This is a genomic window from Bacillus sp. P4_D3, assembly GCF_056401855.1.
Genome location: NZ_JBFUIN010000083.1, coordinates 1 through 11,408, shown reverse-complemented (window position 1 = coordinate 11,408; position 11,408 = coordinate 1). Strand labels below are relative to the sequence as shown.

Sequence of the window (11,408 nt, the reverse complement as noted above, 5' to 3'; positions counted from 1 at the left end):
AACCCACCCTATGCAAGATGGTTTTCTAAATTGATATTTACAATGCCGAAAGAAAAAATAGCGGAACCGATTAAAATGAAAATGATATTTCGAATCTTCAAATTTGCTTTCATATAGAAATCCCCCTAGTTATGTAATGATTGGAATTGCTCCGCTTAAACGGTAAGACATAATAATAAGTTATTTCTAGTTGCTAGTAAAAATAGAGAATAGTATAAGGGCCTAATTAGTTCAGGCTGACCTTTTGTAAAAATCACGCAAAAGAAGTTTCACTTTACCCCGCTCAAACGACTGGTAGGAGATAAAGCAGAGAAGACAGAGCAAACTAGCCGTAAGAGCCCGATTGGTTCAGGCTAATCTTTTACAGAAAAACATTGCAAAAGAAGTTTCACTTTACCCCGTCCCAACGGCTGGTAGAGGGAAAAGCAAAGAAGAAAAGGGCGAACCAGCCGTAGGGACCCGATTGGTTCAGGCTAATCTTTTGCAGAAAAACATTGCAAAAGAAAGTTTCACTTTACCCCGTCCCAACGGCTGGTAGAGGGAAAAGCAAAGAAGAAAAGGGCGAACCAGCCGTAGGGACCCGATTGGTTCAACTAATCTTTTGCAGAAAAACATTGCAAAAGAAAGTTTCACTTTATTATAGTCTATCCAAAAAAGAGTCGTAAATAGGGATATGAGAGAATAATATTTGTCAAATCGCGATGAATTGGCTAACATGAAAGAGGAAGGAATAGAGGTGACAAGTATGGAAGCAAAAACGATGAAAGATATGCAGAAAGAAGTAGATGCATATATTGGTCAATTTAAAGAAGGTTATTTTAGTCCGCTTGCAATGATGGCCCGTTTAACTGAAGAAATGGGAGAGCTTGCAAGAGAGGTTAACCATTATTATGGTGAGAAGCCGAAGAAAACGACTGAGATAGAACGAAGTATTGAGGAAGAGCTTGGAGATGTGTTATTTGTTATGATTTGTATGGCAAATAGTTTAAATATTGATTTAGAAACAGCGCATAACATTGTAATGAATAAATTTAATACACGTGATAAAGATCGCTGGACACGTAATGATGAGGGAGAGAAAGAAGCATGAAAGAAATTAAAGTAATCATCGCTGGACCAAGAGGACGTATGGGACAGGAAGCAGTCCTTTTAATGGAAAGAACAGAACATTTCAATTTAGTAGCAGCAATTGATTATAAGCATGGCGGAGAGAAAATCGCTGATTTACCTGGAATGCCAGCGCTAGATGCACCTATTTATGCGGATTTACATACTTGTTTAGATGAAGTAGAAGCAGATGTATTGTTAGATTTAACAACACCAGAAGTTGGAAAGAAACATGTGACACTTGCAGTTGAACGTGGACTTCGATCTGTTATTGGTACAACTGGATTTACTGAAGAAGAACTAAAGCAATTAACAGAAAATGCAAAAGAAAAAGAAGTAGGAACAATTATCGCTCCAAACTTTGCAATTGGTGCAGTTCTTATGATGAAATTTTCACAAATGGCAGCAAAGTACTTCCAAGATGTTGAAGTAATTGAATTACACCATGATCAAAAATTAGACGCACCATCTGGTACAGCTGTAAAAACAGTAGAATTAATCCGTCAAAATCGTGTACCAAAAGAGCAAGGACACCCTAATGAAACGGAACAATTAGAAGGAGCACGTGGTGCAAATGTGGATGGTATTCACATTCATAGCGTACGTCTACCAGGGCTTATTGCACACCAAGAAGTAATGTTTGGTGGAGATGGACAAATGTTAACAGTTCGTCATGATTCATTCAACCGTGCATCATTTATGTCAGGTGTAAAACTATCAATTGAAACAGTAATGAACCTTGATCATCTTGTGTATGGTTTAGAAAACATTATCGACTAAAGGGGAGACAACGGATGAAAATTGCCTTAATCGCACATGACAAAAAGAAAGATGATATGGTTTCGTTCGCGTACGCATATAAACCAATCTTTGAAAAACATGAACTTTTTGCAACAGGAACGACAGGACTTCGTATTATGGAGGCAACTGGTTTAGTTGTAACAAGATATCAATCTGGTCCTCTTGGTGGCGATCAAGAAATTGGTGCAATGATTGCAAAAAATGAGATGGATATGGTGATTTTTTTCCGGGACCCACTAACAGCGCAGCCGCATGAACCTGATGTCAATGCGTTACTTCGTTTATGTGATGTATACGCCATCCCACTAGCAACGAATATGGCAAGTGCTGAAATGCTAATGCATGCATTAGAGCGGGGAGATTTAGATTACCGAAAGTTAAGAAAATGAGGGGAACAATTATGAGTGGATTACATATATTAGCGTTTGGTGCTCATGCCGATGATGTGGAAATTGGCATGGCAGGTACCATTGCAAAGTATACGAAACAAGGATATGAAGTAGGCATTTGCGATTTAACAGAAGCTGATCTTTCTTCAAATGGAACGGTAGAACTAAGAAAAGAAGAAGCAAAGGCTGCAGCTCGTATTATGGGAGTAAAAACGAGAATTAATTTAGCGATGCCAGACCGTGGTTTGTATATGAAAGAAGAGTATATACGTGAAATTGTAAAGATTATTCGTACATATAAACCAACACTAATTTTCGCACCATATTACGAAGATCGTCATCCAGACCATGCTAATTGCGCGAAACTTGTGGAAGAAGCTATCTTTTCAGCGGGAATTCGTAAATATATGCCTGAACTTCCGCCGCACCGTGTAGAGTCTTTTTATAATTATATAATTAATGGTTTTCATAAACCGAATTTTTGTATAGATATTAGTGAATACCTTTCTAAAAAGGTGGAAGCGTTAGAAGCGTATGAAAGTCAGTTTTCAACAGGGAGTGATGGTGTTAAGACGCCATTAACCGAAGGATACGTTGAAACTGTAATCGCTCGGGAGAAGATGTTTGGGAAAGAAGTTGGAGTGCTGTATGCCGAAGGATTTATGAGTAAGAAGCCGGTTTTATTACATGCTGATTTAATAGGGGGATGTAAATGAAATTGAAAATAGGTATTACATGTTATCCTTCTGTAGGTGGTTCTGGGGTTGTTGGGACAGAGTTAGGAAAGCAATTGGCGGAACGCGGACATGAAATTCATTTTATTACATCGGGTGTACCATTTCGGTTGAATAAAGTGTACCCGAACATTTATTTTCACGAAGTAACAGTAAATCAATATTCTGTTTTTCAATATCCACCTTACGATTTAGCATTAGCGAGTAAAATGGCAGAGGTTGCTCAAAGAGAAAACCTTGATATTTTACATGTGCATTATGCAATCCCTCATGCTATTTGTGCATATTTAGCAAAACAAATGATTGGGGAGCGTATTAAAATTGTTACAACCTTACATGGAACGGATATTACTGTGTTAGGTTCCGACCCTTCGTTAAATAATTTAATTCGCTTTGGTATTGAACAATCTGATGTTGTTACAGCTGTGTCACATTCGTTAATTGAAGAAACGAATGAACTTGTAAAACCAGATAAAGAAATTGAGACGGTATACAATTTTGTAGACGAACGTGTTTATTTCAAGCGTGATATGTCTCAATTAAAAAAAGAATATGGTATACGAGAAAATGAAAAAGTGTTGATTCATATTTCAAATTTCCGAAAGGTTAAGCGTGTACAAGATGTTGTGCAGTCATTTGCCAAAATTGTAAAGGAAGTAGATGCGAAATTGCTTCTTGTTGGTGATGGACCAGAGTTCTGTACTATTTTACAATTGGTGAAAAGTTTACATATTGAGGAACGTGTCTTATTCCTAGGAAAGCAAGATAATGTTGCAGAGCTTCTTGCGATGAGTGATTTAATGCTACTTTTATCAGAAAAGGAAAGTTTTGGTCTCGTTATATTAGAAGCGATGGCGTGTGGTGTGCCTAGTATCGGAACGAGGGTTGGGGGCATTCCAGAGGTCATTCAACATGGTGAGACAGGATATATATGTGAAGTTGGAGATACAGATGGAATAGCTAAGCAAGCAATTCAACTACTAGAAAATGAAGAACTTCACCGTAATATGGGAGAGCGAGCGATGAAATCTGTATATGAGCAGTTTCGTTCGGAAAAAATCGTTTCACAGTATGAGGCGATTTATTATGACATACTAAGGGATGACAAGAATGGAAAGATTTAAAAAAGCTAGTTCAATTATTGAGATATTAAAACAGCACGGACATGAGGCTTACTTCGTTGGTGGAAGTGTACGCGATCTTATTATCGATAGACCGATTGGAGATATCGATATCGCAACATCTGCTTTACCAGAAGAAGTAATGGCTATTTTCCCAAGACATGTTCCGGTTGGTCTTGAGCATGGAACTGTAATTGTTGTAGAAAATGGTGAACCGTATGAGGTAACTACTTTTCGAACAGAAAGCGAATATGAAGATTTTCGGAGACCTAGTAGTGTTCAATTTGTCCGTTCATTAGAAGAGGATTTAAAACGACGTGATTTCACGATGAATGCAATTGCAATGACAGAGGAAGGCGAAATGGTTGATTTATTTGCTGGAAAAGAAGCGATTCGTCTGAAGGAAATTACAACGGTTGGAGATGCTGCAGACCGTTTTCAAGAAGATGCACTGCGAATGATGCGTGGTATTCGGTTCGTAAGTACGTTAGGTTTCTCTTTGGAAATAAAGACGAAACAAGCAATTGAAACGTATGGGCATTTGCTCGAACATATAGCGATTGAAAGAATTACAGTTGAATTTGAAAAATTGTTGACCGGTACATATTGTGTGAATGGTCTTCAAGAGTTAGTAGAAACGAAGCTATTTTCTCATCTGCCATATTTGCAAATGTCAGAAGAAAGACTCTTGAAAGCTACGCAGTATAAATGGGATTCTTTCGAAACAGACGTTGAGGCGTGGGCATTTTTCTTATATTGTATCGGAGAAGAGCATCCATCTGTCTTTTTACGTCAATGGAAGTTCTCGAATAAAAAGATTAAAGATATCGTAGCGGTTTTATTAGCAATTCGTTCTAGAAAGGAGAAGGAGTGGGATACAATCCTTCTTTATAAAACTGGAATTCGCATCGCTGAGATGGCGGAAAGAGTATATGAAGCGATAATAGAAAGTTATAATAGTGCGTCTGTTAAGCAAGTACAATCATTATTTCATGCATTGCCGATCAAAAATCGTCAAGAAATGAATGTGACTGGTAATGATTTATTAAGCTGGGCAGATAAAAAGCCAGGTCCGTGGGTTGCCGAAATGCTTCAAAATATTGAAGAAGCAATCGTACAAGGAGATTTAGTTAATAAGAAAGAGAATATAAGGGAGTGGCTACAAAGATGCAATCTACTATAAGAAAGCAGTTATTACAAGTTTTTTCTGAAGCAGATGGTGCATTTGTATCTGGTCAAACACTTAGTGACAAACTTGGCTGTTCGAGAACCGCTGTATGGAAGCATATGGAGGACCTTCGTAATGAAGGGTATGAACTAGAAGCTGTACGCCGCTTAGGGTATCGAATTGCTAGTAAACCAGATAAAGTAACTGCTAATGAGATTCAATTAGGATTACAAACAGAGCGTATCGGTAGAACGGTTTATTTTGAAGAATCGGTTGAATCTACTCAGCATATTGCAGCGAGACTTGCTTATGAAGGCGCAGAAGAGGGAACAATTGTCGTTGCTGAAGAACAAACAGCAGGTAGAGGACGTTTAAGTAGAAAATGGTATTCTCCAAAAGGAACAGGAATTTGGATGAGTATTATTTTGCGTCCATCTATTCCAGTTCATCATGCACCACAGCTTACTTTATTAGCAGCTGTTAGCGTAGCGCAAGCAATTGAAAAATGTACCGGTGTAAACGTAGGGATTAAATGGCCAAATGATATTTTAATTCAAGGTAAAAAAGCTGTCGGTATATTAACAGAGATGCAAGCTGATCCAGATAAAATTAATGCTGTTATTATGGGGATTGGCATTAATGCAAATCAGAAACAAGAACATTTTGATGAGGAAATTCAGCAAATTGCAACTTCATTAGCAATTGAATCGGATAAGCCGATTGTTCGTGCGGAACTTATGCAACAAATTTTCTTGCAACTAGAGAAATTGTATGAAGAGTATTTAAAAAATGGCTTCTCTGTTATTAAAATTCTTTGGGAAAGTTACGCAGTAAGTATCGGAAAAGAAATTACAGCTCGAACGATGAAGGAAACTATTAATGGGCTAGCAAAAGGGATTACGGAGGATGGCGTATTGTTACTTGAGGATCATCAAGGAAAAGTGCACCACATTCATTCTGCTGATATAGAAATTAAGTAAAAGAAGTTCCTATTTTGGAGCTTCTTTTTGTTATTTAGATACTAATAAATTTCACATACCGTAATAGGGATAGAAAATTATTTTTTCGAAAAAATGTAGCAATTCCTTTTCAGAGTTTGCTATAATTAGTTCGAATATGGGCAGTATCAAAGCGAACTGCACCATTATTTCACGCAGTATGAAAAAATAATAATTTGGATTCTGCCTTGATCCAATAACGGACTGGGACAGAGGGATGAATAATGCCGACTAACACACAACCCTTCTGCCCTTTTATGGCCAGAGGGGTTTTTTATATGATTTCGGCCATCTCCTCTCTCCTGCATAAAGGAGGAGTAGTTTTTGAAAACAAAAACAGATTTTTTGAAAATGAAAGAGCAAGGTGAGCCGATTACAATGCTAACGGCGTATGATTATCCATCTGCTAAATTAGCAGAAGAAGCTAAAGTCGATATGATTTTAGTGGGTGATTCTCTAGGAATGGTTGTACTTGGGTATGATTCAACAGTTCCAGTAACTGTAGAGGATATGATTCATCATACGAAAGCTGTACGCCGCGGAGCGAAAGAGACGTTTATTGTAACTGATATGCCATTTATGTCTTATCATGTCTCATTGCAAGATACGATGGTTAATGCACGTCGCATTGTTCAAGAGAGCGGGGCACATGCATTAAAGGTAGAAGGTGCTGGAGAAGTTATATCAACTATTCACTACTTAACGAATGCGGGAATTCCCGTTGTGGCGCATTTAGGTTTAACTCCTCAATCTGTAGGAGTGCTAGGTGGGTATAAAGTACAAGGGAAAGATGCTGAAAGTGCAAAAAAATTAATAGAAGATGCAAAGAAATGTGAGGAAGCTGGTGCGATAGCACTTGTGTTAGAGTGTGTGCCAATGCAATTAGCAGAACTTATTTCAGAGCAGTTAACAATTCCGATAATCGGAATTGGAGCAGGACAAAAAGTAGATGGGCAAGTTCTTGTATATCATGATCTTATCTCGTACGGCGTAAATCGTGTTCCGAAATTTGTGAAGCAATATACGTCTGTTCAAGAGGAGATTGTGCGAGGGATTTCGCAATACGTTACTGAAGTAAAGACAGGGCAATTTCCTGAAGAAAAACATTCATTCACAATGAAAGAGGAAGAGTGCTTAGCGTTATACGGAGGAAAACAATAATGAAAATCATAACTACAGTGCAAGAGATGCAGCAAATTACAAACGACCTTCGTACAAGTGGAAAAAGTATCGGTTTTGTTCCAACGATGGGGTATTTACACGAAGGCCATGCTACGTTACTACGTAAGGCAAGGGAAGAAAATGAAATTGTAGTGTTAAGTGTATTTGTAAATCCACTACAATTTGGACCAAATGAAGATTTAGATCGATACCCACGTGATATTGATAGAGATGAAAATGTAGCAAAAGAAAATGGTATTGATTATTTATTTTATCCGAGTGTAGAAGAGATGTATCCAGCAGAACAAACGACAACAGTAGAAGTTGTGAAGCGTACCGACGTATTATGTGGTAAACAAAGACCTGGTCATTTCGCTGGTGTTGCGACTGTACTAATGAAACTATTTAATATTACATTGCCAACGCGTGCTTATTTCGGTATGAAAGATGCACAGCAAGTAGCTGTAATTGAAGGATTCGTAACTGATTTTAATATTCCCGTTACGATCGTACCAGTTGATATTGTAAGGGAAGAAGATGGATTAGCGAAAAGTTCTCGTAATGTGTATTTATCACTAGAAGAACGCGAAGAGGCTCCTCATTTATACCGCAGTCTATGTATAGCGAAAGAACGAATTGAGGCAGGCGAACGTAATCCAGAAATCATTATGAATTTTGTGAAAGAGCATATTGAGAAGTATACGAAAGGCACTGTAGATTATGCTGATTTATATGCATATCCTTCATTAAAAGCAATAGATAAAATTGAAGGAAGAATCATTTTAGCGATTGCAGTTAAGTTTGAACATGTACGATTAATTGACAATATAACATTAATGGGGAAATAAGGGGGAGCATCTATGTTTCGCACAATGATGAGAGCGAAGTTACATCGCGCAACTGTAACAGAAGCAAATTTAAATTATGTAGGTAGTATTACAATTGATGAAGATTTAATGGATGCGGTAAATATTGTAGAAAATGAAAAAGTACAAATTGTAAATAACAACAATGGAGCTCGCTTAGAGACATATGTTATTAAAGGAGAGCGCGGTAGCGGTGTTGTGTGTTTAAATGGTGCAGCTGCAAGACTTGTACAACCGGGTGATAAAGTTATTATTATTTGCTATGGTTTAGTGGCAGAAGAAAATATTCATAAACAAGAGCCGAAAATTGCAGTATTAGACGATGATAATCAAATTATTGAAATGTTAGGTGCTGAAAAAGCTGGCACGATATTATAAGTAGGAAGGCTATCTCTAATTAAGGAGATAGCTTTTTTGTGCATCTTTTCATTAAGATGAGGTAAAACKTGGTATAGTAACATTATATAATTTTTGTGTTTGATAGGTAAGAAATTGAGGTGTTACATATATGAGTAAGCGTTATGTCGTTGTTGATTTAGAGACGACAGGKAACTCCTGGAAGGATGGGAAGGATAAAATCACCCAAATTGCAGCTGTTGTAGTGGAAGATGGAGAGATATTAGAGATTTTTTCATCTTTTATTAATCCGAAGAGAGAGATTCCCCTATTTATTACAGAATTAACTGGGATTGATGAAGATCTTGTAAAGCAAGCCCCGTTATTTCGAGATGTAGCCCCGATGATTGTTGAGCTATTACAAGGTGCGGCTTTTGTTGCACATAACGTTCACTTTGATTGGAATTTTTTAAATGAAGAATTAAGGCAGGCTGGATATACAGAAGTACATTGTCCTAAAATTGATACAGTTGAATTGGCACAAATTCTTTTGCCGACAGCTGATAGTTATAAATTACGTGATTTAGCTAAGCAGCATGAGCTAGAGCACGATCAACCACATCGTGCGGATAGTGATGCTCTTGCAACAGCGGAGTTGTTTTTACAATTTTTAAGTGAAATTGAAAAGTTACCACTTGTCACATTACAATCGCTTTATGAATTAAGTGATGTTTTCCAAAGTGATATAGCGGATGTACTTTCTGAAAATATTTTAAAGAAAATGATGCATGGTAAAGAAAGGGCAGAGGAGTATGAAGTGTATCGAAATATTGCGATTCGAAAGCGGAATTATTCTTTAGGCCTCAGTGAAACATGCGCATCTAAATTTGATGCTTTCTTACATAAGGCAATGGATAAACTTGAATTGAATATGCCAAAGTTTGAAAAAAGAGAAAGCCAACAAATTATGATGAAGGAAATATATACAGCGCTAAGAGATTCTAGGTTTTCACTGATTGAAGCAGGAACAGGTACGGGGAAGACGCTTGCGTATTTACTTCCAAGTATTTATTTCGCAAAGAAAAAAGAAGAACCTGTCATTATAAGTACACAAACTGTACAATTGCAACAACAAATACTAGAAAAAGAAATTCCGTTATTACAGAAAATAATGCCATTTTCATTTGAAGTAGCTCTTCTGAAAGGGAGAAAGCATTATCTTTGTCTACATAAATTTGAATATGCTTTGCAAGAGGAAGAAAAAAATTATGATATGGCGCTCACAAAGGCAAAAATTTTAGTGTGGTTATTGCAAACGGAAACCGGCGATCGTGATGAATTAAATATTCCTGAGGGCGGAAAGTTACTTTGGAACCGTATTTGTAGTGATGCGTATAGTCCGGGCGGGATGCAAAGTAACTGGTTTAGTCGTTGTTTTTATCAACGAGCGAAGAATAAAGCATTGTTTGCAGATATTGTTATTACAAATCATGCGTTATTATTTCAAGATTTTTCAAGTGAAGAACCACTGTTTGCTTCATGTGAACATATTATTTTTGATGAAGCTCATCATATCGAGGAAGCGGCGAGTAGAACATTCGGTGAACAGTTCTCATGTATGTATTTTCAATTAGCTTTATCTCGTCTTGGTACGTTAGAAACAGATGATGTGCTTTCTAAAGTATATAAAATGATGAAAAAATCAGAGCAAGCTTCTCGTTCGACTTTCCGTATGGTGAGTCATAGTTTGAAGGAACTTAAATTTGATGCAGATGAACTATTCCAAATGTTACGTGCTTTCATATTTAAACAAACAAAGCAGGAACAAGGGATGAGCAATATGCCGCTCATTTATCGATATAACACGGAAGTAGAGACAGGTAAGTTATGGGATAGCATTACCGAGTTAACAAATCGTTTTGTATATGATGTAAGAAAATTAGTGACTACACTTGAGAAGCAAGTTGATATATTGCAAAGTAAATTAGAATGGGAGATGCATGTTGTTACAGGTGAATTTATGCACTTAATTGAGTTGTTGAGAAAGATGGTACAATCTTTACAATTACTCATTTTAGAAAAAAATTCATACGTAACATGGATGGAGACTGAAACGAAGGGAACGATTCATTCAACAGTTTTATATGCGCAGCCTGTTCATATTAGTGAAAGATTTGCTGATGAATTTTTAACAGAAAAAAAGAGTGTTATTTTCACATCAGCAACGTTAACAGTTAGTGATTCGTTCGACTATATAAAAGAGGAGCTAGGTTTGCATGATTTTGCGCCCAATACATTAAAGGTTCCATCACCATTTCGTTTTGAAGAACAAATGAAATTAATGGTTTCAACTGATGTGCCTTTTATTAAGCAAGCAAGTAATGAGGAATATATTGAATCTGTATCGGCACATATTGCGAAAATAGCGAAAGCTACAAAAGGTAGAATGCTTGTTTTATTTACTTCGTATGAAATGTTGAAAGAAGCGTATACGAATTTGAAAAGTGATGATTCATTAGAAGGATATTTATTATTAACACAAAGTGTGAATAATAAGAGCCGAAGTCGCCTCATTCGTAAATTTCAAGAGTTCGACAAATCGATTTTGTTAGGAACAAGTAGTTTTGGGAAGGGATAGATATACCTGGAGATGCTCTGAGTTGCCTTGTCATTGTCCGTCTGCCCTTTACGCCTCCTAATCAGCCGATGATGGAAGCAAAAGGAGAG

The 11,408-nt window shown here is 37.1% G+C and carries 10 protein-coding genes and 2 pseudogenes; 11 read left to right on the top strand and 1 reads right to left on the bottom strand.

All coding sequences use genetic code 11. From position 1 onward, the window contains the following. Positions 1-11: 11 nt before the first annotated feature. Positions 12-113: pseudogene (locus AC1DTM_RS12055) on the bottom strand (YitT family protein); the annotation flags it as partial. 632 nt (positions 114-745) lie between these two features. Here AC1DTM_RS12055 and AC1DTM_RS12050 point away from each other — a divergent pair. The 11 genes and pseudogenes from AC1DTM_RS12050 to dinG all read left to right on the top strand — a co-directional run. Further along, complete coding sequence (locus AC1DTM_RS12050) at positions 746-1,090, top strand: nucleotide pyrophosphohydrolase (RefSeq protein WP_199715446.1); 345 nt, start codon at positions 746-748, stop codon at positions 1,088-1,090. Next, complete coding sequence (gene dapB / locus AC1DTM_RS12045) at positions 1,087-1,887, top strand: dihydrodipicolinate reductase (protein ID WP_002158574.1); 801 nt, start codon at positions 1,087-1,089, stop codon at positions 1,885-1,887. Before AC1DTM_RS12050 ends, dapB begins: the two co-directional genes overlap by 4 nt. A gap of 14 nt (positions 1,888-1,901) precedes the next feature. Further along, positions 1,902-2,297, top strand: coding sequence for a methylglyoxal synthase (gene mgsA / locus AC1DTM_RS12040; protein ID WP_000684753.1), 396 nt, complete (start codon positions 1,902-1,904; stop codon positions 2,295-2,297). Between the two features lie 11 nt (positions 2,298-2,308). Beyond that, on the top strand, positions 2,309-3,013 hold the full coding sequence (bshB1, locus tag AC1DTM_RS12035) for a bacillithiol biosynthesis deacetylase BshB1 (RefSeq protein WP_002202604.1): 705 nt from the start codon (positions 2,309-2,311) through the stop codon (positions 3,011-3,013). Further along, a complete protein-coding gene (bshA, locus tag AC1DTM_RS12030) occupies positions 3,010-4,155 on the top strand; it encodes an N-acetyl-alpha-D-glucosaminyl L-malate synthase BshA (protein WP_002086596.1) in 1,146 nt (381 codons plus the stop codon). The genes bshB1 and bshA overlap by 4 nt, the downstream gene beginning before the upstream one ends. Then, positions 4,142-5,335 carry a CCA tRNA nucleotidyltransferase gene (locus AC1DTM_RS12025; protein ID WP_002202602.1) on the top strand — a complete coding sequence of 398 codons (1,194 nt, stop codon included), beginning with the start codon at positions 4,142-4,144 and terminating at the stop codon, positions 5,333-5,335. Before bshA ends, AC1DTM_RS12025 begins: the two co-directional genes overlap by 14 nt. Beyond that, on the top strand, positions 5,320-6,300 hold the full coding sequence (locus AC1DTM_RS12020; protein ID WP_016104338.1) for a biotin--[acetyl-CoA-carboxylase] ligase: 981 nt from the start codon (positions 5,320-5,322) through the stop codon (positions 6,298-6,300). The genes AC1DTM_RS12025 and AC1DTM_RS12020 overlap by 16 nt, the downstream gene beginning before the upstream one ends. Before the next feature lie 342 nt (positions 6,301-6,642). Then, positions 6,643-7,479, top strand: a complete 837-nt coding sequence (gene panB, locus AC1DTM_RS12015) for a 3-methyl-2-oxobutanoate hydroxymethyltransferase (RefSeq protein WP_002201124.1) — start codon at positions 6,643-6,645, stop codon at positions 7,477-7,479. Continuing rightward, positions 7,479-8,327 (top strand): pantoate--beta-alanine ligase, encoded by an 849-nt coding sequence (gene panC / locus AC1DTM_RS12010; RefSeq protein WP_088098878.1) that lies wholly within the window; start codon positions 7,479-7,481, stop codon positions 8,325-8,327. The genes panB and panC overlap by 1 nt, the downstream gene beginning before the upstream one ends. A 12-nt stretch (positions 8,328-8,339) precedes the next feature. Next, positions 8,340-8,723: an aspartate 1-decarboxylase gene (gene panD, locus AC1DTM_RS12005; RefSeq protein WP_000490176.1), complete on the top strand. Its 384-nt coding sequence runs from the start codon at positions 8,340-8,342 to the stop codon at positions 8,721-8,723. Positions 8,724-8,853: 130 nt separating this feature from the next. Beyond that, positions 8,854-11,408, top strand: a pseudogene (gene dinG / locus AC1DTM_RS12000) (ATP-dependent DNA helicase DinG); the annotation flags it as partial.

What these genes read in the sequence shown, in the direction of transcription:
- panD (WP_000490176.1), top strand. Translation starts at nt 8,340, where the DNA reads ATGTTTCGCACAATGATGAGAGCGAAGTTACATCGCGCAACTGTAACA.
- AC1DTM_RS12050 (WP_199715446.1), top strand. Translation starts at nt 746, where the DNA reads ATGGAAGCAAAAACGATGAAAGATATGCAGAAAGAAGTAGATGCATAT.
- AC1DTM_RS12020 (WP_016104338.1), top strand. Translation starts at nt 5,320, where the DNA reads ATGCAATCTACTATAAGAAAGCAGTTATTACAAGTTTTTTCTGAAGCA.
- bshB1 (WP_002202604.1), top strand. Translation starts at nt 2,309, where the DNA reads ATGAGTGGATTACATATATTAGCGTTTGGTGCTCATGCCGATGATGTG.
- bshA (WP_002086596.1), top strand. Translation starts at nt 3,010, where the DNA reads ATGAAATTGAAAATAGGTATTACATGTTATCCTTCTGTAGGTGGTTCT.
- panC (WP_088098878.1), top strand. Translation starts at nt 7,479, where the DNA reads ATGAAAATCATAACTACAGTGCAAGAGATGCAGCAAATTACAAACGAC.
- dapB (WP_002158574.1), top strand. Translation starts at nt 1,087, where the DNA reads ATGAAAGAAATTAAAGTAATCATCGCTGGACCAAGAGGACGTATGGGA.
- AC1DTM_RS12025 (WP_002202602.1), top strand. Translation starts at nt 4,142, where the DNA reads ATGGAAAGATTTAAAAAAGCTAGTTCAATTATTGAGATATTAAAACAG.
- mgsA (WP_000684753.1), top strand. Translation starts at nt 1,902, where the DNA reads ATGAAAATTGCCTTAATCGCACATGACAAAAAGAAAGATGATATGGTT.